This is a genomic window from Micromonospora xinjiangensis, from assembly GCF_056150165.1.
This window is the reverse complement of record NZ_JAXCFO010000001.1, coordinates 763,103-787,479: the sequence shown is the minus strand read 5'-3', so window position 1 is coordinate 787,479 and position 24,377 is coordinate 763,103. Positions and strand designations below refer to the sequence as shown.

Genomic DNA, 24,377 nt, shown 5'->3' with positions numbered 1-24,377 from the left:
CGGCGGCCGCGTCAGAACAGGGTCAGGGGCTCGACCGGCACCGGTTCGGGAAGCGGCGCGAGCCCGGGTACGCGGGCGCGTACCTCGTCGTGGAACCGGCGGGCGAGCAGCGGCGCCTCGGCGTTGTCCGGGGTGTGGATGAACACGGTCGGGGAGCGGCCCTCGCGCAGCCAGGCGGCGGCGACGCCGATCCAGCGCTGCCAGCCCTCGACCGTGCGCGCGGTGTCGTCGCGGCCCAGATAGCGAACGATGGGCCGGTCGGTCAGCGCTACCGTGCGCAGCGGCATGCGGGGCTTCTTCGTCCAGGCGTCGCGTTCCGCGTCGCTGGTCGGCGGGCTCGCGAAGAGCGCCGTGGTGTCGAACGGGATCCACTCGGCGCCCACACCGCCCAGGGCCTCTTCGAGGAGGCCGCTCGCGCGAGGGTCGTCGAAGAACGCGGGGTGGCGGACCTCGACGGCGTACCGGTGGGACTGCGGGAGCCTGCGCAGGAAGCGCGCGAGGACGGGCACGTCGGCGGGGGCGAACGATCCGGGGAGCTGGACCCAGAGGGCGTGGGCGCGTGGGCCGAGGGGTTCGATCGCGTCGAGGAACCCCCGCAGCACCGTGTCGCCGCCGTCGCCGAGCCGGTGCTCGTGGGTGACGAGCCTCGGCAGCTTGAGCACGAACCGGAAGTGCGGGTCGGTCTGCTCCGCCCAGGACGCCACCGTGTCCCGGGCCGGGGTAGCGTAGAAGGTGGTGTTCCCCTCGACCGCGTCGCACCAGCCGGCGTACTGACGCAGGCGCTCGGCGGGCGCCGGCGGACGCGCCAGGAAACGGCCCTGCCACGCCTTGTGGGTCCACATCGCACAACCCACGTGAAGACGCACGGTCACGACTCCTCCCCGCCGCCGGCGCCTCCGCGGTCGCTTCCTCCCGGTGCGTCGGCAGTGCCGGAAACGGTATACGGGGTGGAGCGAACCCGGACGGCTGGGGACCGCCGCCGTTTGCCGCCGATGGCTGCGGGTAGCCACGCATCTCCGGATGGGGAAGGACGGGTCATGGCCGAGCTGAGCTTCTTCGACAAGGTGGCCGACCGGGCGGGTGTCCCGGCGGAGACCGCCCGTGCCCTGACCGAGGCCACCCTGCGTACGCTCGCCGAGCGGATCAGCGGCGGCGAGGCCGCCGAACTCGCCGACCACGTGGCGCACGAGCTCCGCCCGCTGCTGACCCGGGCCGCCGCCGAGGAGCCGGAGCTCTTCGGGTACGACGAGTTTCTCCGCCGGGTCACCGAGCGCGCCCAGGTGAGCCCCCTCGTCGTCGAACAGGGCGCGGGAGCCGTCCTGCAGACCCTGCACCGCGTGGTCGGCCACCGGGAGTTCCAGCAGGCGCTGGCGCAGTTGCCCACGGAGATCCAGGCCCTGGCCGAGCCGGTGCCCCACACCCCCTGAGCGGGCCGGGCTACGCGGGCAGGGCGTCGAGCACCTTCCGCAGCGTCTGCTCGTACCCGTCGGGGTTGCCGAGGCGCTCGAAGCTGCTCAGGGTCACGGTGAAGGTGCCCACGTCGCGGATCAGGACGAGCTGGCCCTCGATGTCCTTGACCGCGAGGAAGCCCTTGCCTCCCTGGTCGAGGTCGGTCACCCGCTGGTAAACCTGGTCGGCCTGCTTGCGCTGGTAGTCGTACGTCATCTCACCGGCCGTCTTCGAGGCGGTGGTGACGGTGAGGGAGGCGACGCCCTTGCCGTCGCCGAAGAGGCAGTTGCCCTGGTCCACCATCGGCTGGCCGACGAGGTCGGACGCCTGGGCGGCGGTGAACGGGCAGGCCGGCGGTGGCGCGTCGGCGACGACGCCGCCGTCGATCGGGGCGTCGACGTCCGCGCCCGGGTCCGGGGTGCTGGGGTCGCCGCCACAGCCGGCCAGCATCAGGGCGGCCGTGCAGAGCGCGGGCACGATCAGTCGGCGCACGGGACTTCCTCCGTATCTCCGGGTCGGGACCGCGACGCCGCTCGGCGGAGGCGGCGAGCGCCCGGACGGCGGCGACCGGCAGGTCGTGTCGTCGACGCTACGGGCGGCGGGCCCGGCGGGAATCGGGTGTTTCCCTAGCCTTTGAACACGCCGCGCCGCCCGCGCCCGAGGGCCGACGGTCGTCAACCCGTGGTTGACGCCGAGCATGCGTCAACCTAGAGTTGACGCATGACGAATCCACTCCCCATGGAGAACCCGGTACGCCTCGACGACCTCATCCAGGCGATCAAGAAGGCGCGCAGCGAACCGCTCGACCAGCTGTCCGACGCGGTGCTGGTCGCCGACCACCTCGGCGAAGTGGCCGACCACCTGATCGGCCACTTCGTCGACCAGGCCCGCAGGGCGGGTGCCTCGTGGACCGACATCGGCCGGAGCATGGGCGTCACCAAGCAGGCCGCGCAGAAGCGGTTCGTCCCGCGTGGCACGGAGAGCACCCTCGACCCGCAGCAGGGCTTCAACCGCTTCACCCCGCGCGCCCGCAACGTGGTGATGGCCTCGCAGAACGAGGCGCGCGCGGCCGGGCACGCCGAGATCCGCCCGGAGCACATCGTGCTCGGGCTGCTCAGCGAGCCGGAGGCGCTCGCCGCCAAGGCGATCGTCGCGCAGGGCGTCACCCTGGAGCGGGTCCGCGAGGCCGCGACCGCCGCGCTCCCGGCGCCGTCCCCCGAGGAGCCACCGGCCCTCATCCCGTACGACGCGCAGAGCAAGAAGGCGATGGAGCTGACCTTCCGCGAGGCGCTGCGGCTGGGCCACAACTACATCGGCACCGAGCACGTCCTGCTCGCCCTGCTCGAACTGGAGAACGGCAGCGGGGTGCTGGCCGACCTCGGCGTCGACAAGGCCGCCGCCGAGGCCAACATCGCCGCGGCGCTCGAGGCCGTGGTGCGCAAGCAGGCCTGAGCGGGGACGCGCTCAGGAGGCGGCGGGGAAGCCGTACCGGGCGGCGTGCTCCGGGTCGGCCGGATCGATCTGGCGGATCCCGGCGTCGGCGAGGCGCTTGTTGACCTCGTCGAGCCGCTCCCGCACCAGCCGGGCCTCCTCCTCGGTGACCCGGCCCCGGTGCGGCTTCCCGGCGTGCTCGATCGTGCCGTAGTCCAGCCGCTCCGCGCTCTTGCGCGCCTTCGGCGGGCGGACCCGCTCGGCGGTCTTGAGCAGCTGCGCCATCGGCACGTCGGTCGCCATGGCGTCGAACTCGCTCGCGGTGAGTACCACCCGACGCGGCTCACCGCCGCCGTGCCGGTCGTAGATCTCCACCACCGCGACGTCCAGGGAGGCGTCGTCGATGCTCTCCACCTCGACCGGCGTGGCCTCCAGTTGCACGGGCCCGGCCACCAGGTCAGGGTGCTCCAGCACCACGAGGCGCACCACCTCGTCGTCGGGCTGCAGGACCGTGCCACTGAAGTCGGAGACGCGGATCGTCTTCTTGCCCATGCGCGGAGCTACTCCTGTCGTCGGCCGGATTCGGGACCAGCAGACGTTACCCGACAGGTGTGCGAAAGGCCGGCGTGCACGCGCTCCGGTGTGTCGCTCCTCCCGCCGTCAGCGGCCGTGGCGCCCCTGCCGGGCCGACGCCCCGGCGGGCAGCCGGTTCAGGTCGGCCCAGCCCAGCCCACGGTGCGGGTCGCGGCCCGCCCGGGCCCCGACGTACGGCGGCTGGGCGGGGAAGCGCGCGGCGTCCTTCGTGGCGCGCCAGAGGCGCTCGGTGTCCTGCTGGTACCGGTCATTCGGCTGATTCGGCATGACCTTACCGTCCCAGAGAAAGGTGTACATGTATGGAAATGGATGTGACGTGGGGAGCGGGCGCCCGGTTCCCCTGCCCGGTAAGGAATCCGGCCTGATTTCCGTGCTACCCCGCGGGCGTCACCGCTAACCGCGCTCCGCCGGACACCCACCCCGGTCGCCTCCGCCCGGAGATGTGCCCAACCCGGCCGTCCCGTCGGCGTACGGTATCGGCGACGCAAGCCGGCGGGCCCGGCGCGGGGCGCCCACCGCCGGGAACCGGGCCGGGGCGGACGGACGCGGGAGGTGGTGACGTGCTCGACCGGCGACTCCACCTGCACCTGGCGACCTGGCTCGGGCAGTGGCCGGCCGGGCCCGGCCTGCACGTCGTCGGCTCGCACCGGCGGGCCCGGCCGGCCTGGGACAACCGGCTGCGGCCGGCGCTCGCCGTCGCCACGCCGCGCAGCACCGTGCTCTCCGTGCCGCCGGAGCGGGTCGTCGAGGTCCGGGCGCTCGCCGGCCTTCCGGTCGACCGGCTGATTCCGGCGCTGCCCGCGGCCGTCGGCCTGCCCGACTGGCCCACCCACCACGGTGCCTTCCGTTGGAGCCTGGCCCCGGCGCCGCTGCCCGACGCCGGGGAGTGGGTGCCGCCCACCACGCCGGGGCTGCCTCCCTGGCTGCGCCTCTTCGACGACGAGGTGCTGGTCGTCCGCGCGCCCGACGGCCGTTACCTGGCCGGAGTGGGCATCAAGCGGCACGACGCGTACGGCCACGAACTGGCCGTGGGGACCGTGCCGGCGGCACGCGGCCGGGGGTTGGCCCGGCGCCTGGTCGCCCAGGCGGCCCGCCGGGTGCTCGACGACGGCGCGGTGCCGACCTACCTGCACGATCGGGACAACCGGGCGTCGGCGCGGGTGGCGGAGGCCGCCGGCTTCCCCGACCGGGGCTGGCGCGCCTTCGGCGTGTATCCCGCCTGATCCGTCGGACACCGGGCGCGGACCGTGGATCCCGGGCCGGATCCACGGTCCGCGGCCTTCCCCCCAGGTCCCCGTCGGGGCGACCGGCGCACCCGCTCGGTCGCGCGTCCCGCCGATCACGCTACGTATCGAACCGACCCGGGGCAAGACGCGCGCCACCGGTTCGGCGTGTCGAATAGCGGACTTGACCTGGAGCGACGGCCCATCGTCCGGACCGCGCCTCGGTGACTCAGCGTGCCAGCACGGTGGTATCCCGGGGACGCGCGGGCGTACGGCGGTACAGCGCCCCGGGCGACCCGGCGAAGCAGCCTGCGCCGCGCCTCCACAGCGCGCGGCGGCCGACGGACGGGTATCGTCCACTGGCACCGGCCAGCAGGCCGGCGATCCGGGTATCTCTGCGCTGGGGCGGCCGATGGACGTGCATCTGCACGAGGCGGGTGCGGGAGAGATCGTCCTCCGCCCGGTGGGCGAGGTCGACATGGCCACCGCCGACACGCTGCAGGACGCCCTGACCGCCGTGCTGACCCGCCCGGAGGTTCGCGCGGTCGTCGTCGACCTGGCCGGCCTGGGGTTCCTCGACTCCTCCGGGGTGCGTGTCCTGGTCAACGCCGCCACCACGGCCCGGCGCGAGAACATCGCGTTCCGGGTGGTGGACCCGCAGCCCGTGGTGGCGCGGGTCCTGCGGATCACCGCGGTCGGCGCGCTGCTCGGCCTCGCGGAGGATGCCCCGGCGTCGCCGGCGCCCGGATTCCGCGGGCTGCGCTAGACGTCCCCGTCCGTCGTACGGTCAGGGCTCCGTCCGTACCGCCGCCGCCCGGTCCCACTCGACCAGCACCAGGGTGGCGTCGTCGCGGAGCGGGCCGTCCTGGTGCTCGGCCACCGCGTGGCTGAGCCGGCGCAGCGTCTCGGCGCTGGGCAGTCCGGTCGCGATGTGCCGTTCGGCCAGGTCGGCCAGGCGCGCCAGGCCGAACAGCTCGCCGCCCTCGTTGCGCGCCTCCACCACCCCGTCGGTGTGCAGCAGGAGCCGGTCGCCGGGCTCCAGCCGGACGTGGGCGACCTCGGGCTCCTCGTCGCGCAGGCCGAGCGGCAGCCGTCGACCCCCGTCGAGCGCCCGCACGGCCCGCCCTCGGCGCAGCACCAGCGGCGCCGGATGGCCCGCGTTGACGTAGCGCAGGACCCCGGTCCGCGTGTCGAGTTCGGCCAGCACCGCCGTGACGAAACGCGCGTCCTGCCACTGCCCGGCGATCGCGTCGTCGGCCGCCCGCGCCAGCCCGGCCAGGTCGGCGCCCGCGCGGCGGGCGGCCCGCATTGCGGCGAGCGCCACAGAGGTGGTGAGGACGGCCGGCAGCCCGTGACCGACGCCGTCGAGGACGGCGGACCGCAGCACGCCCCCGTCGAGCGCGTAGTCGAACGCGTCCCCGCCCACCTCGTAGCACGGCTCCAGCACCGCGCTGACCGTCGTGTTGTCGGTGGCGAGAGTGAGCGGTGGCAGGAGCTGCCAGAGCAGTTCGGCGGAGACACCCATCGTCTGGCTGCGCCGGGCCCGGTGCAGGTTGTCGCCGTACGGGCTCTTGCTCGTCACCGCGTGACCGATCAGTCCGGCGATCAACCGGCATCCGTCACGCAGGGTTTCGTCGCCGAGGTCCGCCCCGGGAGCCGGTACGACCTCGAGGAGCCCGAGCCGGTCGGTGCCGTCGACCACCGGCACCCAGAGCCGAGGCGGCGGCCCCTGCCCGGCGTGCACCTCGACCTGTGTGAAGGCGCGACCGGCGAGGCTCGCGTCGATGGAGAGCGGCTCCGGCGCCGGCCGACCGGGCTCGGGCAGCGGGCGCAGGTCGCACTGCTCGGTGTCGACCAGGTAGACGGTCGCCGTGGCCCGCAGCGGCCGAAGGGCGGCGTTGACCGCCGCCGGCAGATCGTCCGGCGGCAGCCGGTGCGACCGGGACAGCAGGTCTGCCAGCGCCCGGTGCCAGGCGTCCGTGGCGGTCATACCCACCGAGTACCCCACCCGTGGCTCCGCAAGCCGGGTTTCCCGGCGACGGCGGCGGAGCCGAATGGCTCACCCGGTCAGGCCCAGCGCCTCGGCGGCCGCGCGGCCGTTGGCGTGGCTCGCCCCGAAGGTGGTGACGAAGGCCCGTACGCCGGCCGGGCGCCACTGCGCCGGCCAGCCCATCTCGACCACGGTCACCGGGTGCTGGGCGGCCAGCGCGGTGACCAGTTCCGGCCCGTTCGGCAGCCGGTGCACGTGCCGCCCGACCAGCACGATCGGCCGGTCCCCGGCGAGCCGGCGCAGGGCGGCCGGATCGGTCTCGGCCGCGACGACCCGGATCTCCTCGACGTCGGCCAGGTGCGGGCCGAGCCCCCAGGGGACCCGGCCCTCGGCGATGGTGGAGGCGGCGTGCAGCTGCACCACGAGCGGCCGGGTGAGGCCGGTGAGCACGCCGTCGATCTTCACGGCGCGGCGCGCCGCCGCGTACCCCAGATCGGTGCCGCCGCCGGCCGGGGGATGGCTCGCGGCCCGGGTCCAGGCGGCGAGCGTGGCGGCGCGACCCGCGGCCTCCTCCACCCGGGCACGCTCCAGCCGCCCGTCCTGGAGTGCGCCGACGATCTCGGCGGCGACCTGCTCGACCAGCCCGGCGTCGACCTTCGCCCCGATGCAGAGCAGGTCCGCGCCGGCGGCGAGGGCCCGCACGGCCGCCGGCCCGACGCCGCCGGCGGCGACCGAGGCGCCCTTCATCTCCAGCGCGTCGGTGATGACCGCTCCCCGGAAGCCGTACTCGGTGCGGAGCAGGTCGACCAGGACCGCCCGGCTGAAGGTGGCCGGGCCGGTGCCGGTCAGCGCCGGCACCCGGATGTGCGCGGTCATCACGGCCTGGGCGTCGGCGGCGACCACCGCGGCGAAGGGCGGCAGGTCGCGGCGGCGCAGCACGTCGAGCGGCACGTCGACGGTCGGCAGCTCGTAGTGCGAGTCGGCGACCGTCGCGCCGTGGCCGGGGAAGTGCTTGGCACAGGCCGCGACGCCGGTGGCCTGGAGCCCGGCGACGGCGGCGGCGGAGTGCGCGGCGACGCGCACCGGGTCGGCGCCGAAGGAGCGGGTGCCGATCACCGGGTTCTCGTCGGCGGTGTTCACGTCGACCGTCGGGGCGAGGTCGACCGTGATGCCGAGCGCGGCCAGCTCGGCGCCGATGGCCTCGTAGACCCGGCGGGTCAACGCCACGTCGCCGATGGCGCCGAGCGCGGCGTTGCCCGGGTAGGGGCTGCCGGTGGCGTGGGCCAGCCGGGTGACGTCCCCGCCCTCCTCGTCGATGGCGATCAGGACGTCCGCCCGCCCCTCCCGCAGCGCGGCGGTGCTCGCCGCCACCTGCGCCGGGTCGTGCACGTTGGTGCCGAACAGGGTGTGCCCGGCGAGGCCCTCGGCGACGAGGTCGACCGCCCAGTCCGGCGGGACCGGCCCCGGATACGCGGCCAGCAGCGTGCCGAGCGCGAGCCGGCGCAGTCCTGGATCGAGCCCCACGTGATCTCCCCCTAACGGTGCCCGTCGGCACCGGCGTGTGTCTCGGCTTCCGGCCGTCCCGACCGCGCAGCGCTGCCGGGTTGACCGAGTTCTCCGGCTCGGGGCGGCCGATACGCTACGGCTACCCGTTCCGGAGTCGTTTACAGTTAGCAAGGTTTACCAAATCAGAGGACGTGGCATGAGTGCGACCCGGCTGCCCGGCACCCCCCGCCTGTTGCGGGCGCTCAACGACCGTGCGGCACTGGAACTGCTGCTCGAACGGGGGCCGTTGACCCGCGCCCGGCTCGGCGAGCTGACCGGGCTGTCCAAGGTGACCGCCTCGCAGCTGGTCGAGCGTCTTGAGGAGCGCGGGCTGGTCACGCGGGTCGGCGAGCAGGCCGGCGGCCGGGGCCCCAACGCCCAGCTCTACGCCGTACGACCGGGCAGCGCGCACGTGATCGGGGTGGACGTCGGCCCGGACCGGGTGGTGGCCGCCTGCGCGGACATCACCGGTGCCGTCATCGGCCGGGTGGAGCAGTCGACCCGGGACACCGACGACCCGGTGGGCGTGGTGCACAACGCGGTGGTCCAGGCGGCAAGCGACGCCCGGGCGGAGCTGTCGAGCGTACGGCGGGTGGTGCTCGGCACGCCGGGTCTCGTCGACCCGGGCACCGGGGACATCACCTTCGCCTTCAACCTGCCGCGGTGGCACCGGGGTCTGCTCGCCGCCCTGCGGGAGGACCTGCACACCCCGGTGGTCTTCGAGAACGACGTGAACCTCGCCGCGGTCGCCGAGGCGCAGTCGGGCGCCGCCCAGGGCCTGTCGGACTTCGTGCTGGTCTGGATCGGCGCGGGTGTCGGTCTGGCGATCATGCTGGGTGGGCGGCTGCACCACGGAAGCAGCGGCGCGGCCGGTGAGATCGGCTACCTGCCCGTGCCCGGCGTCCCGATCCCGCGCGACGTCGCCCGCCGGGCCAAGCCGGCGTTCCAGCAGCTCGTCGGCGCGGACGCGGTCCGCGCCGTGGCCCGCGAGCACGGGTTCCCCGCCGGGCAGGCCGCCGACGCGGTGCGCGCCGCGATCGCCGCCGGCACCGACGGCGGCGCGGCGCTCGACGAGCTGGCCCGCCGGCTGGCGCTCGGTGTGGCCAGCACGTGCGTGGTGCTCGACCCGCCGCTGGTGGTGCTCGCCGGCGAGGTCGGTCAGGCCGGCGGGGCGGCGCTCGCCGACCGGGTGCAGCAGGAGGTCGCCGCCATCACGCTGGTGCGGCCCCGGGTGGTGCCCACCGGGCTGACCGAGGAGCCGATCCTGCAGGGGGCTCTGCGTACCGCGTTGGACGCCGTCCGTGACGAGGTCTTCGGCTCGACCGTCGGGTGACCCCGGTCGCGTCGGCTCTCTCCGCCGCCGCGGCGTGATGGTCCGGCGCGACCCCAGCCGTCTGGGTCGGGGCGCGCCGGAGTCCGTCATGTGAAGGAATTCTTCACGATCGGTCTTTCGGCTGCAAGGCGTTGCCCTGCGCGGGCCGACCGCCGCTCAGATCAGGTCCCGCCGGCGGAACGCGGTGAACGCGACCACCGTGAGCGCACCGGTCAGACCCAGCAGCACCGCCAGCGCCGGTCGCCAGGTCAGCGTGTAGATCTGCTCCTCACAGAAGCCGCCGATCCCGCGGCAGGCCTGGCTGTCCCAGAACTCGGCTCGACCGGTCAACCAGGCGCCGATGTGACTGGAGAGCATCAGCTGGTCGGGGCGGCGCAGGTCCACGATCTCGAAGACCACCCGCGCGCCCAGCTCCCAGACCACCGCGTACGCCGCCGCCGTGCCGAGCGCGGCCGAGGTGTGCCGGCCCAGCGTGGCGAGTGCGAAGCCGAGCGCGGTGGCGAGCAGCACCAGCACCATGCCGCGCCCGTGTACGGCGGCCAGATCGCGCCAGAACGCCCCGCCGAGCTGTTCCGAGAAGCCGGCCGTCTGCCCGATCACCCAGAACGTGGCGAGGTACGCGACCGACGCGAGCAGCGACAGCGCGAGCACCGCGCCGAGCAGCGTGCCCAGCTTCGCCCCGAGCACGGCCAGGCGCCGGGGCCGCCAGAGCAGCAGGTTCACCACCCCGCCCGAGTTCAGGTCGGCCCCGATGTAGGAGGCGCCGACGAGGAACCCGAAGAGCACCAGGAACGCGATCAGGAAGTAGAGCAGGGGCTGGGCCTGCCGGGCGAAGCTGAACACGCCATCGAGGAAGTCGCTCGTCACCGGCAGCCGCTCCTGCCGGGCCGGATCGATGTCGCTGCAGTCGACGGGGAAGTACTCCGGGTCGGTGCCGGGCGCCCGGTCGTCGTTCACGCGGTCCACGCAGCGCTGGTAGGTCGCCTCCATCTGCTGGCGCGCCTCAGCCGCCTTCACGCGGGCGGTCGACACCTCCTGCGCCGTCGGCCGGTGGGAGCCGGCGAGGGTCGTCGAGGCCGTCACCGCGAACGCCAACAGCAGCAGGAGGACCATGAGCTGGACGAAGCGGCGCGCGCTCAGCCGCTCCAACTCCGCACGGAGCAGGTTCACGCGTCCCCTCCCTTGCGCCCGCCGACGCCGGCGTCCAGGTCGATCACCACATCGTTCGGCGCCTCGCCGGCCGAGCCGTCGACCTGGCGCGGGAGCGACGGGTGTGCGCCCTCACCGGTCAGCTCGAGGAAGACGCTCTCCAGGTCGGGCCGCAGCGGCGTCAGCTCGCGCACCCACAGCCCCTGCTCGCCGAGCACCCGGCTGACCTGGCTCGGGTCGCCCACCTGGCTCACCAGCAGGTGGTCGCCGTACGTCTGCACCGGCAGCCCCGCGGAGCGCAGCAGCTCGCCCGCCCGCTCCGGCTCGTCCACCACGACCCGCCACTCGTGCTGGTCGAAGCGCGCCAGCACCTCCTCGACCGGGCCGGCGGCCACCTGCCGGCCCTGCGAGATGATCGTGACGTGGTCGCAGATCAGCTGGATCTCGGCGAGGATGTGGCTGGACAGCAGCACCGTCACCCCGGCCGCGGAGAGCGAGCGCATCAGGTCCCGCATCTCCCGGATGCCGGCCGGGTCCAGGCCGTTGGCCGGCTCGTCGAGGATGAGCAGCTCCGGGTTCTTGAGCAGCGCCGACGCCACGGCCAGCCGCTGCTTCATGCCGAGCGAGTAGCCCTTCACCCGCTCGTGGCCGCGGCCGGCCAGACCGACCTGTTCGAGCACCTCGTCCACGCGGCTCACCGGCACGCCACCCGCCCGGGCCAGCAGGCGCAGGGTGCGGTGCGCGGTGAAGTTGCCGAAGAACTGCGGGCTCTCCACGATCGCCCCTACCCGCCCGGCCACCTGCGGCAGCTGCCCGGGCGACGGCACGCCGAGCACGCTCATCCGCCCGCCGTCGGCCCGCACCAGCCCGAGCAGGGCGCGCAGGGTGGTGGTCTTGCCCGACCCGTTCGGGCCGAGGAAACCGTGCACCTCCCCGGCGCCGACGGTCAGGTGGAAACCGTCCACCGCGACGCGGCGGCCGTGGCGCACGCTGTGAAAGACCTTGTACAGTCCCTCGATCTCGATGACCGCGCTCATCCGCACGACCCCCCGCCCAGACCCGGCATGGACCGTCCTTCACATGTGGTGACCAACGACACGGCGCCCCACCCTACGGCCGGCGCCCCGCCCGTGGGGGGCACCGCCGCGCTGCGTGGTTGGATGGAAGGGTGACTGGTGACCTGATCCCCGGCGCCGCCGGCGCCGCCCCCGCCGCCGCCCCCGTGGACCCGGATCTGGTGGTCAGCCTCGACGGCGTCGGCGTGCGCCGCTCCGGCACGGCGCTGGTGCACGACGTGACCTGGCGGGTCGAGCTGGACGAGCGCTGGGTCGTGCTCGGGCCGAACGGCGCCGGCAAGACGACCCTGCTCAACCTCGCCGCCGGTCGGCTGCACCCGACCACCGGCTTCGTCTACGTGCTGGGTGAGCGGATCGGCCGGACCGACGTCAACGAGCTGCGCACCCGCATCGGCCTCACCACCGCCGCCCTGGCGGAGCGGCTGCCGGCCGAGGAGCGGGTCACCGACGTGGTGGTCACCGCCGCCTGGTCGGTGGTCGGCCGCTGGCGGGAGAGCTACGACCAGACCGACGAGGCGCGGGCACGCGCGCTGCTCGGGCAGCTCGGGGTCGGCAACCTCGCCGACCGCAGCTACGGCACGCTCTCCGACGGGGAGCGCAAGCGGGTCCTGATCGCCCGTGCCCTGATGACGGACCCGGAGCTGCTGCTGCTCGACGAGCCGGCCGCCGGTCTCGACCTGGGCGGGCGCGAGGACCTGGTCGGGCGGCTGTCCGAGCTGGCGTACGACCCGGACGCGCCCGCGATGGTGCTGGTCACCCACCACGTCGAGGAGATCCCGCCGGGCTTCACCCACGCGCTCCTGCTGCGCGAGGGCGGCGTGGTCGCGCAGGGGCTGATCGGGGAGACGCTCACCGGCGACAACCTCTCCAAGACGTTCGGCCTGCCGCTGATCGTCGAGCGCTCCGGCGAGCGTTACACCGCCCGCGCCGCCTGAACGGCGCGGCCCCAGCAGTCCCGTCGGCTCTGGAACAGGAGGTGCCGGTGCCCCAGACGCGGGTGGCCGTGGTCGGCAGCGCGAACATGGACCTGGTGGCCACGGCCCCGGCCCTGCCACGGCGTGGGGAGACCATGCTGGGCAGCGACTTCGTGATGGTGCCCGGGGGCAAGGGCGCCAACCAGGCCATCGCCGCCGCCCGTGCGGGCGCCTCGTGCGCCTTCATCGGCGCGATCGGCTCGGACTCGTTCGGGGTCACCCTCAAGGCGCGGATCCGGGCGGCCGGGGTGGACACCGCGCACCTGCGGGTCGTCTACGGCACGTCCGGCGTGGCCCTCGTGATGGTCAACGCCGAGGGGGAGAACGCCATCCTCGTCACCCCCGGCGCCAACGACGCGCTGAGCGGCCTCACCGAGGAGGAGCTTGCCACCGTCCGCGCCGCCGACGTGCTCGTCGCCCAGCTGGAGATTCCGGTGGAGACGGTCACCGAGGCGGCCGTGGCCGCGCACGCCGCCGGCACCCGCGTCGTCGTGAACGCCGCGCCGGCCCGGCCGCTCCCCCGTGACCTGCTGGACGCGGTGGACGTGCTCGTCGTCAACGAGCGCGAGGCGCAGGCGCTCACGGGCCGGGGTCGCGAGGAGCCGCGCGCGCTGCTGGAGCTGACGCCGCGCGCCGTTCTCACGCTCGGTGCCGAGGGGGTGTGGTACGGCGACCGTGACGGGACGGCCGTGCACGTGCCTCCGGTCAAGGTGGACGCCGTCGACTCCACCGCCGCCGGTGACGCGTTCACCGCGGCGCTGGCCGTGGGCTGGGGCGAGGGACGGGACCTGGTGGACGCGGTGCGCTGGGCGGCGGCGGCCGGTGCGGCCTGCGCCCGCCGGCTCGGCGCCTCCGTGGCGCTGCCCTACCGGACCGAGATCGACGAACTCTACGTGCCGGCCTGACCTGTGCCCCGGCCGGTGGGCGACCTCACGGCGCCCCGCGTCACGGTCGCCTGCGACTGCTAACCGGCCTGGTCGGCCTCGTCGGTGAGCTTCTCGCCGCGTCGGCGCAGCATGCCCAGCCCCGGGATGCCGGCCACCGCGAGCTTGAGGTCGCGGGTGACCTCCAGGAGATCGTGCAGGTCCGGGCCGACCCGGTCCAGAGTGGCCAGGATCGGCAGCACGTCGGCGGTCAGGTGCTCACGCAGCTTCGGCAGTTCGTCCACGAGCCGGATGGCCGCGGTCACCTCCTCGTGGCTGAGCTGTTGGACGAACCGCGTCGCCATCGGCGCGCCCCGGCGCAGCGCCGGCTCGTACGCCTCCAACAGCTCAGCCGCGGTGGCCGCCGCCTCCGCCGCGGTGCCGACCGCTCCGGCCGCCCGCCCGGCGACCGCGTCCGCCTCCGCCACCACGGTCGCGGCGCTGCGGGCGACCTTGTCGGTGTCCTCGACCAGGGTGGCGGCCGCGGCGGCCACCCGGGTGGCGGTCTCGATGGCGCTGGTCGCGGCGGCGCTGATCGTGGCCACCTCGCGCACCGCCGTCTCGGCGTCGCCGACCACCCGCTCGGTGCGGTCGAGGGTCCGCTCGATGCGGTCGACCACGCCGTTGATGCGGGCCACCAGCGCCTCGACGTCGTCGAGCACCGCGAACGCGCGGGCCGGTACGGCCGCGAGCGAGGCCGCCGAGCCGAGCGCCTGGTCGAGGGCGGAGCGGGTGAGGCCGACGACGGCGGAGGGCCGGGGAAGGGGAATCGCCATGCGTTCCAGTGTGCGTCCGTCGCGCCCGCGTCGCCCGCTGGGTGATCGTCGGCGCTGCGCCGGTCAGCGCCGGTCCGAGTGCTGCTCGACGGCGCGCTGCACGGCCCGGTAGATCTGCCCGAACCGCAGCGCGTCCGGCGTGCGCAGCAGCAACTCCTCTCGGCCGTGGTGCTGCACCCACAGTTCGTGCACCTGGTTGCCGCGCTCGTAGGAGCGGTCCAGCCAGCTCAGTGGCAGCTTCAGGAACGGCGTCAGCGCCAGCGCGCCGACCACGCAGCCGGCGAGGATGAGCAGGGCGAGCGTCCATTCGCCGCGGTCCTGCGCCGACCAGACGAGCGAGACGACGCAGACCAGCGCCACCAGCGGCGGCAGCGACAGCAGCAGGACCAGGACGCCGCGCCCCACCACCCGGCCCCGCACGGCGAGCGTCGCCCGCCCCCGGGCGTGCCAGACGTACGTCACGTCGGCGAGCGCGATCTCACGCCCGCCCGACCGGATCGATTCGGAGGTCACCCGCACCGCGTCGTCCCGGTAATAGACCGCCATCACTAAGCCTAACCATGCCCCGGCAAGCGGGGTGGGCGTGTTTCCCCTCACGTCCTGTCGAGCTGCCCTTTCTGGGACGCCAGGCCGCGCACCCCGCCCCGCCCCGCGCCGACGCCCGCCCCGCCTCGCCCGCGTCGGCGCCGTCTCGCTTCGCCCGCGCCGTGCCGCCTCGCCCGCGCCGTGCCGCCTCGCCCGCGCCGTGCCGCCTCGCCCGCGCCGTGCCGCCTCGCCCGCGCCGTGCCGCCTCGCCCGCGCCGCGTCGCCTCGCCCGCGCCGTGCGGCCTCGCCCGCGCCGCGTCGCCTGGCCCGGGCCCTGCGGATCTTCGCCCGCCTGGTCAAGGAGAAGGTCGAGCGCGTGGGCTGCCCGCGCGGCCCGGGGCATCGAGGTCGGGGCGTCCCACGTTCGCGGGCGGGAGTTCGGCGCCCCATCGGTGGGGCAGCTCGACAGCGGCCACGCGAGTATGCCGGGCCTCCGGATGCCCGACCGGGTCGATCGGCCGGCCGGGGTGGAGCAGGCCACCGAGGTGCCGGGCGCGTACCGTTCCGACATGGACGCGGAGTCGATCACCGGGCGGCTGACGGGCGAACAGCAACGCAACGTCGAGGTGGTGCGCCGGTACCTGCGGACGTTCGTGACGAAGGACCTGGCCGAGTTGCGGGCGGTGGTCGCCGAGGACGTGCTGATCTACGGCTCCGGCAGCGAGGTGCGGGGCCGGCACCTGGTCGAGCAGGCCGTCACCTCGCCGGGGCTCACGGTGCTCGACCAGCAGATCCTCGAGATCGTCCCGGCCGGCGACCGGGTGGCCGCGGCACTCGCGCAGACCTACCGGCGCGACGCCACGGGTGCGACGGCGGTGCAGAGCGCCTGCAAGATCTACCGGCTGGCGGAGGGGCGGATCGTGCAGTTCTGGGGCGAGCAGGACCTCTACGGTCTCCTGCGCGGCCTCGACATGCTGCCAGCCACACCGATCCGCTTCTAGCCCCGCTGCCCCCGGGGTCGGGCGGGGCGGGTGGGCGTCACGGCGGGGCGTCCGGGTGGCGCCGGCTGCCCGTGCTCGACGGCCCGCTCCAACGCCCGGTAGATCTGGCCGAACCGCAGCGCGTCACCGGTGCGCAGCAGCTGGACCGGCCGGCCGCGCCAGCGCACCCAGATCTCCCACTGCCGGCTGCCCCGGGCGTACGAGCGGTCCAGGTGCTCGAAGAGGAAGTCGGCGACCGGGCCGACCGCGAGGCCGACGAGCACCGACGTGCCGACGATAGCGATGGTGACCGTGGGGGAGCGGTCCAGCCAGACCGCCACGCCCACGCCGAGGACGGCGGCCACCAGCGGGCCCACCATCGCCGCCCCGATCGCGCCGCGCCCGGCGAGCACCCGCCAGGACCGGCTGCCCCGCCGGTGCCAGACCATGCTGATCTCGGCGAGAGGGTACGCGCGACCACTCACGCGGATGGCGGTCGAGGTCACCTGCACCGAGCTGTCGTCGTAGTACGTGATCATCGCTGGACTCCCGGGTGCGGGGCTACCACCAGACTACGTACCCCAACGAGCCGGGCCGTATGGTTGGCACGCGACTTCGACGAGGAAGTGAGGGCGGCGTGAGCGAGTTCGTGCGGCTGGAAGTTCAGGACGGCATCGGCACCATCCGGCTGGAGCGGCCGCCGATGAACGCGCTCAACACCCAGGTGCAGGAGGAGTTGCGCGCCGTTGCCGAGGCGGCCACCGCCGACCCCGAGGTCCGCGCAGTGATCGTGTACGGCGGGGAGAAGGTCTTCGCCGCGGGCGCGGACATCAAGGAGATGGCCGACATGTCCTACGTGGACATGGCGGCGCGGGCCGCCGACCTGTCCAGCGCGCTCGGCGCGTTCGCCCGCATCCCCAAGCCGGTCGTCGCGGCGATCACCGGGTACGCCCTCGGCGGTGGCTGCGAGTTGGCCCTCGCCTGCGACTGGCGGGTGGTGGCGGACGACGCGAAGCTCGGGCAGCCCGAGATCAAGCTCGGCATCATCCCGGGCGCCGGCGGCACCCAGCGGCTCGCCCGGCTGGTCGGCCCGGCCCGCGCCAAGGACCTCATCATGTCCGGGCGCATGATCGACGCCCAGGAGGCGCTGCGGATCGGGCTGGCCGACCGGGTCGCCCCGGCCGCCGAGGTCTACTCGACCGCCGTCGCGATGGTCCGCCCGTACCTCGACGGGCCGACCCACGCGCTGCGCGCGGCGAAGCTCGCCGTCGACGGCGGCCTGGACATGGACCTGAACTCGGGCCTGGCCTGGGAGAGCCAGCTCTTCGCCGCGCTCTTCGCCACCGACGACCGGCGGGAGGGCATGGCCGCCTTCGTCGAGAAGCGCAAGCCGAACTTCACCGGCCGCTGAACGGGGCGCCGGGCCGGCGGTCGATCAGACCCAGCCCCGGCGGACCGCCTCCATCCCGGCCTGGAACCGCGTCTCGGCGCCGACCATCGTCATGATGCGGTGCACGTGCCGGTGCACCGTCCGCACGCTCCAGCCCAGCGTGCGGGCGATCCGTTCGTCCGTGGCGCCACCGGCGAGCAGGCCGATGAGCTCGATCTCGCGGTCGGAGAGCCGGTCGGGGTGGGCGTCGTCGGCCTGCTCGACCATGCCGTCACCCGGCTCTGCTCGGTTCACGGCGGACCGGTTGATCGCGATGGCCCGTTCCCAGAGCGCCTCGAACAGCTCGCAGACCGCGTCCAGCAGCGACGACGGGTGGATCAGGTACGCAGCGTCGGCAAGCTGCCCGCCCGTGATGACCGGGATGAGTGCGAGCCGGTCGTCGGAGAGCATCATCTTCATCGGCACGTTGCTGGCGACCCGGGCGCGTTCGCCGCTCTGGATGCCGCGCCAGATCTCCGCCATCCGCCCGGGGATCTCCAGCGCCGACCGGTCGTAGATGACCCGGTAGGTGAGGCCGCGGTCGGCCAGCTGGTGCGTCTCCTCCGAGTTGCCGCTCACCGGGTTGTCGAGGTACGGCGGCCGGTCCAGCCCGCGGATCTGCACCCGTGCCTCGCGCTGCAGGCGTACGAGCGTGGCCCGCAGGTTAGCCGGTCCCTCGATCACCTCGACCAGCTCGGCCGGGTGGCGGCCCGTCCCGTCGTGCCGGCGCAGCTCCTTGGCGAGCTGGTCGGCGTGCGTACGCAGGCGGAGCAGGTCACGTTCCCGCTCGGCGATCAGGAAGCTGGCCACCTGGTCGGGCGGCGTCGCCGCGTAGCGGGTCGGGCGCCCGGAGAGTCGGCTGGCCAGGCCCCGGTCGACGAGGCGGCCGAGTGTGCGGGTCAACTGCGCCCGGGAGAGCGCGACGTCGCCGAGCAGATCCGCCGCCGTCGCCTGTCGTCGCCGGGCCAGTGCCTCGTAGACGCGCTCTTCGGGCTCGGAGACGCCGACCACATGCCACATCCGATGCCTCCGTCGGGAACCCGCCAGCTGTCCGGAACATGAACGTCCCGGGACATTGTCCGCGTCTTCGCGCCCGTGCCAAGATCGCCCGTCAATGCGTGCCGCTTTCGTGTCCGGGATCACCGCGTGTCCTGACAGGAGGGTGCGTCGGGCCTCAGCGTCGAGGTGTGTCCGTGGCGTCACTGGTAAGGAGTAGTGGAATGTCCGTGCCCTTACGGCGAAGGTGGTCCCGCGGGGGCCGCCTCGGCGGGCTGATCGCAGCCCTCACACTGTCGCTGCTCGCCACCGGTCCGCTGCCCGCCAGCGCACAGGCGGCGCCAACGGCGGAGCCGTCCTCCTCGTCCCCGAGCTGGGCGGCGATGCGCTACAAGCCCGCCGGCTGCAACACCGCGACGACGGGCACCCCGCTGGCCCGCTGCTACGCGCTCGGTCTCGCCACCGAGGACGGCCGGCTGGTCCAGCGGGTCGCGGAGCCGCCGGAGGGTGCGCTCGGGCCGGCGGACATCCGCTCGGCCTACCGGCTGCCCGACGGCGGTGAGGGGAGAACCGTCGCCGTCGTGCTCGCCTTCGGCTACGAGGCCGCCGAGGCCGACCTCGCGGTGTTCCGCGAGCACTACGACCTCCCGCCGTGCACCACCGCCAACGGCTGCTTCCGGAAGGTGGACCAGCGCGGCGGCACCGACTACCCGCCGGAGGACGCCGAGTGGTCGATCGAGGCCGCCCTGGACCTCGACGCCGTCTCCTCCGCCTGCCCCAGGTGTGACATCCTCCTCGTCCAGGCCGACGACAACTCGCCGGCCAGCCTCGGCGCCGCCGTCGACACGGCGGCCGAACTCGGCGCGGACGTCATCTCCAACTCGTACGGCATCGCCGGCGAGACCCCCTTCCAGGAGCTCTACAACGCCCACTACGACCACCCCGGCATCGCGGTGGTCGTCGCCAGCGGCGACCTCGGCAACGTGCAGAGCTACCCGGCCACCAACCCGAACGTCGTGGCGGTCGGCGGCACCCGGCTGACCCGGGACTCGTCACCGCGCGGCTGGAACGAGACGGCCTGGGTGAACGCGGGCAGCGGCTGCTCGCTCTACGAGCCCCGCCCGGCCTACCAGGCCGACGTGGACACGCGCTGCGGGGACAAGCGGGCCACCGCCGACATCTCCGCCGTCGCCGACCCGGAGAGCGGGCTGGCCGTCTACAACACGCTCGGCCAGGACGGCTGGGCGCAGTGGGGCGGCACCTCGCTGGCCGCTCCGCTCGTCGCCGGGATGTACGCGTTGGCCGGCGAGCCGCTCGCCGGGACGTACCCGGTGACCTACCCGTACCGGAAGGACAAGGCGGCCGGCCTCTTCGACATCACCGAGGGCTCCAACGGCTGGTGCGGCGACCTGCTGTGCACCGCCGGACCGGGCTGGGACGGCCCGACCGGGATCGGCACCCCCAACGGCGTGTCGGCCCTGACCCTCGGCGAGACGGGCCGGATCTCGGGCACCGTCACCGCCGGCCGGCACAGCGGTCCCGTCGCCGGAGCGACCGTCACCGCCACGGACGCCACCGGCGCCACGTTCCGTGCCGTGGCCGACGCGAACGGCCGCTACAGCCTGACCCTGCCCGCCGGCGGGTACGACCTCGTGGCCGCCCAGTTCGGCTACCAGGCCCCGAAGGCCGTCGCGGTCACCGTCGCCGCCAAGGCCGAGCTGACCCGCGACTTCACCCTGACCGCGCTCGCGAGCCGCACCGTGACCGGTACGGTCACCGACGCCTCCGGGCACGGCTGGCCGGTCTACGCCCGCATCGCCATCGACGGCTACCCGGGCGGCGCGGTCTTCACCGACCCGTACACGGGCCGTTACGAGGTCGACCTGCCGGTCAGCAACAGCTGGACGCTGCACGTGTCCCCCGTGGACATGCCCGGTTACGTCACCGGCACGGTGACCACGCGGGTGGACCCGCAGCCGAAGGGGCGGCCCAGCGCCGTACGCCAGGACGTCCGGCTCTCGGTCGACGCCTCGTCCTGCACCGCCCCCGGGTACGCCGCCCGGTACGAGGGCGCCAGCGCCGACTTCACCGGCTGGACCGGCGGCCCGCGGGACGGCTGGCGGGTCACCGACGAGGCCGGCGGCGGTCAGACCTGGCGGTTCGACGACCCCGGGTCCAAGGGGAACCTGACCGGCGGCGACGGTGGGTTCGCCAGCGTCGACGGCTGGAACCAGCCGGGCCGCATCGACACGAGCCTGATCAGCCCGCCGGCCGACCTGACCGGCATCGCCGAGCCGGTCATCGGGTTCGACACCGACTACTCCAGCTGGGACGAGCAGACCGGTGACGTCGAGCTGAGCCTCGACAACGGCGCCACCTGGGCCGGCGTCCGGCACCTCGCGACCGACGCCGTCAACGGGCACGTGGAGATCCCGGTGCCGCAGGCGGCGGGGAAGTCCGGTGTGCTGGTCCGGTTCCGCTACCAGGGCGAGTACGACAACTGGTGGCAGCTGGACAACGTGTTCGTGGGGCGCCGGTCGTGCGCCGCCGTGCCGGGCGGGCTCGTGGCGGGGCAGATCCGCGACGACAACACCGGTGCGGCGGTCATCGGCGCGATCGTGAAGACCGGCGGTGCGGCGGCCACCAGCCGGGCCACCACCGAGGACCCCCACCTCGCCGACGGCTTCTACTGGCTCTTCGTCCCGGGCGGCGGCTCGGTCCCGGTGACCGCCAGCGGCCTGCGCTACGGCGACAGCACGGCGAAGGTGCGGATCGATTCCGACGGCGTCGTCCGCCGCGACTGGCGGCTGGAGGCCGGTCGGCTGAGCGTCCACCAGTCGGACCTCACGATCTCCGTACGACCCGGGCGCACCGTCACCCGCCAGGTGCGGCTCACCAACGACGGCGACCGGCCGCTGCGCGTCGACCTCGTCGAGCAGGACCGGGGCTACACCCCGGCCGCCGGCGCGCGCCGGCCCGCCGCCACCGGGGCGCCGCTGGTGCGGATCGCCACCGAGGCCTCGGTATCGGCCCGAACGGGCGGGCACAGCCCGCGGCCGACCCCGCCGCAGGACGCGTCGGACGGCACCGCGTGGACGGCGCTGCCCGACTACCCGACGCTCGTCATGGACAACCTGGTCGCCGACAACGACGGCACCGTCTACTCGGTGGGCGGCAGCGGCGACGCCGGTTCCCTGGTCGAGGGGTACGTCTTCGATCCGCAGGCACGGACCTGGAACCGCATCGCCGACCTGCCCGAGCCCCGCGCGGCCGCCGTCGGCGGCTTCGTCAACGGCCGGCTGTACGCGGTCGGCGGTTGGGACCAGGCGAGCAACGCGGCGTCCAGCACGTACGCCTACGACCCGGCCACCGACCGGTGGTCGCGCCGCGCCGACCTGCCCGGCGGGGTGACCGCCGCCGCGGCGGCCTCCGTCGACGGCCGGTTGTACGTGGTCGCCGGCTGCACCACCGGCGAGTGCGAGCCCGCGTCGAACCGCACCTACCGGTACGACCCCGCCGCCGACCGGTGGACCCGGCTGGCCGACTACCCGTTGGCCGTCGCCTTCCTGGCGTGCGCCCCAGCCGGTGACGGAGTGGTCTGCGCGGGCGGGATCGACCCGACCGAGCGGGTACCGGTGAACGACACCTTCCGGTACTTCGCAGACTCCGACACCTGGGTCCGCACCACCGGTCTGCCGATCTCCGTGTGGGGCATGGCGTACGCCGGCGTCGGCGGCAAGCTCCAGGTCATCGGCGGTATCGCCGCGGGTTCGGTCACCAACCAGGCGCTCGAGTTCGACCCGGGGACCGCGACCTGGTCGGAGCTGCCGAACGCGAACAACGCGCTGTACCGGGGCGGCGCCGCGTGCGGCCTGTACCAGGTGGGCGGGTCGCTCGGATCGTTCGCCATCACCCCGTTCGCCCAGCAGCTCCCGGGTCACGACGCCTGCGTGCGGGGCAGCGACGTGTCGTGGCTGTCGGTGGACGGGACCGCGCTCACCATCCCGGCGGGTCGCTCCGTCACGGTGACGGTGCGGGCGTCCGCCCCGGCCGTCGCCGGCCACGGCGAGCACCGGGCGCGACTGGCGTTCGAGACGGACAGCCCGTACCGGACGGAGCCGCTCCCGGTGGTGATGAAGCTGCGCTGACACCCCCGAGGACCGCGCCCGCCCGGACCCCCCCCGGGCGGGCGCGGGCCGTTCCGGCAGCCCGGGGGCCCGGCCGGCGGCGGTGCGATCCGCCGGCCGGGGCGCGGCGCCGGGTGATGGTTGACCGGCCGGTAACCTGTGACCCCGGCCACGGACGAGGGGAGCGACCATGACGGAGCGGATCGAGGGTCACGGTGGGGAGCTGGCGCTCGCGGCGCTACGCGCGTACGGGGTCCGGGAGATGTTCACGCTCTCCGGCGGGCACGTCTTCCCGCTCTACGACGCCGCCCACAAGAACGACTTTCCGATCTACGACGTGCGGCACGAGCAGTCCGCCGTCTTCGCGGCCGAGGCGGTGGCGAAGCTCCAGCGCCGGCCCGGCCTCGCCGTGCTCACCGCCGGCCCGGGCGTGACCAACGGCATCTCGGGTCTGACCAGCGCGTTCTTCAACGCGTCCCCGGTGCTCGTGCTCGGCGGCCGGGCGCCCGCGTTCCGCTGGGGCTCCGGCAGCCTCCAGGAGATGGACCACCTGCCGCTGGTCGCCCCGGTCACCAAACACGCCGAGACCGTGTTCAGCACCGACGACATCCCGCGCGCCGTGACCGCCGCCCTCACCACCGCGCTCACCCCGCACCGGGGGCCGGTCTTCCTCGACTTCCCGCTGGAGACCGTCTTCTCCGTCTCCGACGCGGAGCTTCCCGCGCTGCCGGGGATCGCCCCGGCCGAGCCCGACCCGGAGGAGGTCGCCCGCGCCGCCAGCCTGGTCGCCGCCGCCGAGCGCCCCGTCATCATCGCCGGTTCGGACGTCTACGCCGGCGACGCGACCGCCGCGCTCCGCGAGGCGGCCGAGGCGCTGCAGGTGCCGGTCTTCACCAACGGCATGGGCCGCGGTTCGCTCCCCCCGGAGCACCCGCTCGCCTTCGCGAAGGCCCGCCGCGCCGCGCTCTCCGGTGCCGACGTCGTCGTGGTGGTCGGCACCCCGCTGGACTTCCGGCTCAACTTCGGCGACTTCGGCGACGCGAAGGTGGTGCACATCGTCGACGCGCCCAGCCAGCGCGCCGGCCACGTCCAGCCCGCCGCGGCCCCGGCGGGCGACCTGCGGCTGATCCTCTCCGCGCTGGCCGACCACCCGGGTGACCGCGCCGACCACGCCGGCTGGATCGCCGACCTGCGCGCCGCCGAGGACGCCGCCAAGGCCCGCGACGCCGAGGAGATGGCCGCCGAGACCGACCCGATCCGCCCGGCCCGGATCTACGGCGAGCTGCGCAAGGTCCTGGCCCGCGACGCGATCACCATCGGCGACGGCGGCGACTTCGTGTCGTACGCCGGGCGCTACCTCGAACCGGCGCAGCCCGGCACCTGGCTCGACCCGGGCCCGTACGGCTGCCTCGGCACCGGCCTGGGCTACGCCATGGGCGCCCGGGTCAGCCACCCGGACCGGCAGATCTGCGTGCTCATGGGTGACGGCGCCGCCGGCTTCTCACTGATGGACGTGGAGTCGCTGGTCCGGCAGAAGCTGCCGGTCGTCATCGTGGTCGGCAACAACGGCATCTGGGGCCTGGAGAAGCACCCGATGCGGGCCATGTACGGCTACGACGTGGCCGCCGACCTCCAGCCGGAGCTGCGCTACGACCAGGTGGTCACCGCGCTCGGCGGGGCGGGCGAGACCGTGGCGAAGTCGGCCGACCTCGGGCCGGCCCTGCAGCGCGCCTTCGACTCCGGCGTGCCGTACCTCGTGAACGTCCTCACCGACCCGACGGACGCGTACCCCCGCTCGTCGAACCTCGCCTGACCACGTCGCCGGGCGCCCCGCCACCGTGCGGGGCGCCCGGCCCG

At 74.5% G+C, this 24,377-nt stretch carries 23 protein-coding genes; 11 read left to right on the top strand and 12 right to left on the bottom strand.

Annotated elements, in window-relative coordinates; translation table 11 throughout:
* Window positions 1-11: 11 nt before the first annotated feature.
* Window positions 12-842 carry a DUF72 domain-containing protein gene (locus SM573_RS03720; protein WP_474615730.1) on the bottom strand — a complete coding sequence of 277 codons (831 nt, stop codon included), beginning with the start codon at window positions 840-842 and terminating at the stop codon, window positions 12-14.
* 195 nt (window positions 843-1,037) lie between these two features.
* Here SM573_RS03720 and SM573_RS03715 point away from each other — a divergent pair, with 195 nt between their 5' ends.
* Window positions 1,038-1,427: a DUF2267 domain-containing protein gene (locus SM573_RS03715; protein ID WP_474615468.1), complete on the top strand. Its 390-nt coding sequence runs from the start codon at window positions 1,038-1,040 to the stop codon at window positions 1,425-1,427.
* A 10-nt stretch (window positions 1,428-1,437) separates the two neighbouring features.
* On the opposite strand, the gene SM573_RS03710 is transcribed toward SM573_RS03715, so the two are convergent.
* Window positions 1,438-1,941, bottom strand: coding sequence for a hypothetical protein (locus SM573_RS03710; protein ID WP_474615467.1), 504 nt, complete (start codon window positions 1,939-1,941; stop codon window positions 1,438-1,440).
* 228 nt (window positions 1,942-2,169) lie between these two features.
* Between SM573_RS03710 and SM573_RS03705 the strand changes: the two genes are divergently transcribed.
* On the top strand, window positions 2,170-2,901 hold the full coding sequence (locus tag SM573_RS03705; protein ID WP_474615466.1) for a Clp protease N-terminal domain-containing protein: 732 nt from the start codon (window positions 2,170-2,172) through the stop codon (window positions 2,899-2,901).
* A 12-nt stretch (window positions 2,902-2,913) separates the two neighbouring features.
* Here the strand turns inward: SM573_RS03705 and SM573_RS03700 are convergent, their stop codons facing one another.
* Window positions 2,914-3,432, bottom strand: coding sequence for a hypothetical protein (locus SM573_RS03700; RefSeq protein WP_474614777.1), 519 nt, complete (start codon window positions 3,430-3,432; stop codon window positions 2,914-2,916).
* A gap of 108 nt (window positions 3,433-3,540) precedes the next feature.
* The gene (locus SM573_RS03695; protein WP_474614778.1) at window positions 3,541-3,741 is read right to left on the bottom strand and encodes a DNA repair protein; all 201 of its coding nucleotides are present in this window, start codon (window positions 3,739-3,741) and stop codon (window positions 3,541-3,543) included.
* 293 nt (window positions 3,742-4,034) lie between these two features.
* Between SM573_RS03695 and SM573_RS03690 the strand changes: the two genes are divergently transcribed.
* Both SM573_RS03690 and SM573_RS03685 read left to right on the top strand, forming a co-directional pair.
* Window positions 4,035-4,697, top strand: a complete 663-nt coding sequence (locus SM573_RS03690) for a GNAT family N-acetyltransferase (RefSeq protein ID WP_474614779.1) — start codon at window positions 4,035-4,037, stop codon at window positions 4,695-4,697.
* Between the two features lie 412 nt (window positions 4,698-5,109).
* A complete protein-coding gene (locus SM573_RS03685; protein ID WP_474615465.1) occupies window positions 5,110-5,463 on the top strand; it encodes an STAS domain-containing protein in 354 nt (117 codons plus the stop codon).
* A gap of 21 nt (window positions 5,464-5,484) precedes the next feature.
* On the opposite strand, the gene SM573_RS03680 is transcribed toward SM573_RS03685, so the two are convergent.
* On the bottom strand, window positions 5,485-6,687 hold the full coding sequence (locus tag SM573_RS03680; RefSeq protein ID WP_474615464.1) for a PP2C family protein-serine/threonine phosphatase: 1,203 nt from the start codon (window positions 6,685-6,687) through the stop codon (window positions 5,485-5,487).
* A 69-nt stretch (window positions 6,688-6,756) separates the two neighbouring features.
* Window positions 6,757-8,211 carry a glycoside hydrolase family 3 N-terminal domain-containing protein gene (locus SM573_RS03675; protein ID WP_474615463.1) on the bottom strand — a complete coding sequence of 485 codons (1,455 nt, stop codon included), beginning with the start codon at window positions 8,209-8,211 and terminating at the stop codon, window positions 6,757-6,759.
* A 178-nt stretch (window positions 8,212-8,389) separates the two neighbouring features.
* On the opposite strand from SM573_RS03675, the gene SM573_RS03670 reads away from it, so the two are divergent.
* Window positions 8,390-9,565 (top strand): ROK family transcriptional regulator, encoded by a 1,176-nt coding sequence (locus SM573_RS03670; RefSeq protein ID WP_474615462.1) that lies wholly within the window; start codon window positions 8,390-8,392, stop codon window positions 9,563-9,565.
* A 156-nt stretch (window positions 9,566-9,721) separates the two neighbouring features.
* Here SM573_RS03670 and SM573_RS03665 read toward each other — a convergent pair whose 3' ends face one another.
* Window positions 9,722-10,735 carry an ABC transporter permease subunit gene (locus tag SM573_RS03665; protein ID WP_474615461.1) on the bottom strand — a complete coding sequence of 338 codons (1,014 nt, stop codon included), beginning with the start codon at window positions 10,733-10,735 and terminating at the stop codon, window positions 9,722-9,724.
* Entirely contained in the window at window positions 10,732-11,751 is a 1,020-nt protein-coding gene (locus SM573_RS03660; RefSeq protein WP_474614785.1) for an ABC transporter ATP-binding protein, read from the bottom strand. Before SM573_RS03660 ends, SM573_RS03665 begins: the two co-directional genes overlap by 4 nt.
* 131 nt (window positions 11,752-11,882) lie before the next feature.
* Between SM573_RS03660 and SM573_RS03655 the strand changes: the two genes are divergently transcribed.
* Both SM573_RS03655 and SM573_RS03650 read left to right on the top strand, forming a co-directional pair.
* Window positions 11,883-12,725 (top strand): ABC transporter ATP-binding protein, encoded by an 843-nt coding sequence (locus tag SM573_RS03655; RefSeq protein ID WP_474614786.1) that lies wholly within the window; start codon window positions 11,883-11,885, stop codon window positions 12,723-12,725.
* Between the two features lie 47 nt (window positions 12,726-12,772).
* The gene (locus SM573_RS03650; protein WP_474614787.1) at window positions 12,773-13,669 is read left to right on the top strand and encodes a ribokinase; all 897 of its coding nucleotides are present in this window, start codon (window positions 12,773-12,775) and stop codon (window positions 13,667-13,669) included.
* 59 nt (window positions 13,670-13,728) lie between these two features.
* Here the strand turns inward: SM573_RS03650 and SM573_RS03645 are convergent, their stop codons facing one another.
* Both SM573_RS03645 and SM573_RS03640 read right to left on the bottom strand, forming a co-directional pair.
* Complete coding sequence (locus SM573_RS03645; RefSeq protein WP_474614788.1) at window positions 13,729-14,463, bottom strand: hypothetical protein; 735 nt, start codon at window positions 14,461-14,463, stop codon at window positions 13,729-13,731.
* Between the two features lie 63 nt (window positions 14,464-14,526).
* Entirely contained in the window at window positions 14,527-15,009 is a 483-nt protein-coding gene (locus tag SM573_RS03640; protein WP_474615460.1) for a DUF6232 family protein, read from the bottom strand.
* A gap of 476 nt (window positions 15,010-15,485) precedes the next feature.
* Here SM573_RS03640 and SM573_RS03635 point away from each other — a divergent pair, with 476 nt between their 5' ends.
* On the top strand, window positions 15,486-15,989 hold the full coding sequence (locus tag SM573_RS03635; protein WP_474615459.1) for a nuclear transport factor 2 family protein: 504 nt from the start codon (window positions 15,486-15,488) through the stop codon (window positions 15,987-15,989).
* On the opposite strand, the gene SM573_RS03630 is transcribed toward SM573_RS03635, so the two are convergent.
* Window positions 15,986-16,507 carry a DUF6232 family protein gene (locus SM573_RS03630; protein ID WP_474614018.1) on the bottom strand — a complete coding sequence of 174 codons (522 nt, stop codon included), beginning with the start codon at window positions 16,505-16,507 and terminating at the stop codon, window positions 15,986-15,988. The two genes, SM573_RS03635 and SM573_RS03630, sit on opposite strands and share 4 nt — an antisense overlap.
* 98 nt (window positions 16,508-16,605) lie before the next feature.
* Between SM573_RS03630 and SM573_RS03625 the strand changes: the two genes are divergently transcribed.
* Entirely contained in the window at window positions 16,606-17,379 is a 774-nt protein-coding gene (locus tag SM573_RS03625) for an enoyl-CoA hydratase/isomerase family protein (RefSeq protein ID WP_474615458.1), read from the top strand.
* 24 nt (window positions 17,380-17,403) lie between these two features.
* On the opposite strand, the gene SM573_RS03620 is transcribed toward SM573_RS03625, so the two are convergent.
* Entirely contained in the window at window positions 17,404-18,417 is a 1,014-nt protein-coding gene (locus tag SM573_RS03620) for a helix-turn-helix domain-containing protein (protein ID WP_474615457.1), read from the bottom strand.
* A 359-nt stretch (window positions 18,418-18,776) separates the two neighbouring features.
* On the opposite strand from SM573_RS03620, the gene SM573_RS03615 reads away from it, so the two are divergent.
* Together SM573_RS03615 and SM573_RS03610 are read left to right on the top strand one after the other, a co-directional pair.
* Window positions 18,777-22,541, top strand: coding sequence for a Kelch repeat-containing protein (locus tag SM573_RS03615; RefSeq protein WP_474615456.1), 3,765 nt, complete (start codon window positions 18,777-18,779; stop codon window positions 22,539-22,541).
* 169 nt (window positions 22,542-22,710) lie between these two features.
* Window positions 22,711-24,333, top strand: coding sequence for an acetolactate synthase (locus SM573_RS03610; RefSeq protein ID WP_474614014.1), 1,623 nt, complete (start codon window positions 22,711-22,713; stop codon window positions 24,331-24,333).
* Window positions 24,334-24,377: the final 44 nt, after the last annotated feature.

Excerpts from the sequence above, each read along its gene's own strand:
- SM573_RS03720 (WP_474615730.1), bottom strand. The coding sequence starts at position 842 with ATGTGGACCCACAAGGCGTGGCAGGGCCGTTTCCTGGCGCGTCCGCCG.
- SM573_RS03715 (WP_474615468.1), top strand. The coding sequence starts at position 1,038 with ATGGCCGAGCTGAGCTTCTTCGACAAGGTGGCCGACCGGGCGGGTGTC.
- SM573_RS03705 (WP_474615466.1), top strand. The coding sequence starts at position 2,170 with ATGACGAATCCACTCCCCATGGAGAACCCGGTACGCCTCGACGACCTC.
- SM573_RS03700 (WP_474614777.1), bottom strand. The coding sequence starts at position 3,432 with ATGGGCAAGAAGACGATCCGCGTCTCCGACTTCAGTGGCACGGTCCTG.
- SM573_RS03695 (WP_474614778.1), bottom strand. The coding sequence starts at position 3,741 with ATGCCGAATCAGCCGAATGACCGGTACCAGCAGGACACCGAGCGCCTC.
- SM573_RS03685 (WP_474615465.1), top strand. The coding sequence starts at position 5,110 with ATGGACGTGCATCTGCACGAGGCGGGTGCGGGAGAGATCGTCCTCCGC.
- SM573_RS03680 (WP_474615464.1), bottom strand. The coding sequence starts at position 6,687 with ATGACCGCCACGGACGCCTGGCACCGGGCGCTGGCAGACCTGCTGTCC.
- SM573_RS03670 (WP_474615462.1), top strand. The coding sequence starts at position 8,390 with ATGAGTGCGACCCGGCTGCCCGGCACCCCCCGCCTGTTGCGGGCGCTC.
- SM573_RS03660 (WP_474614785.1), bottom strand. The coding sequence starts at position 11,751 with ATGAGCGCGGTCATCGAGATCGAGGGACTGTACAAGGTCTTTCACAGC.
- SM573_RS03645 (WP_474614788.1), bottom strand. The coding sequence starts at position 14,463 with ATGGCGATTCCCCTTCCCCGGCCCTCCGCCGTCGTCGGCCTCACCCGC.
- SM573_RS03640 (WP_474615460.1), bottom strand. The coding sequence starts at position 15,009 with ATGGCGGTCTATTACCGGGACGACGCGGTGCGGGTGACCTCCGAATCG.
- SM573_RS03635 (WP_474615459.1), top strand. The coding sequence starts at position 15,486 with ATGCCCGACCGGGTCGATCGGCCGGCCGGGGTGGAGCAGGCCACCGAG.
- SM573_RS03630 (WP_474614018.1), bottom strand. The coding sequence starts at position 16,507 with ATGATCACGTACTACGACGACAGCTCGGTGCAGGTGACCTCGACCGCC.
- SM573_RS03620 (WP_474615457.1), bottom strand. The coding sequence starts at position 18,417 with ATGTGGCATGTGGTCGGCGTCTCCGAGCCCGAAGAGCGCGTCTACGAG.
- SM573_RS03615 (WP_474615456.1), top strand. The coding sequence starts at position 18,777 with ATGCGCTACAAGCCCGCCGGCTGCAACACCGCGACGACGGGCACCCCG.
- SM573_RS03610 (WP_474614014.1), top strand. The coding sequence starts at position 22,711 with ATGACGGAGCGGATCGAGGGTCACGGTGGGGAGCTGGCGCTCGCGGCG.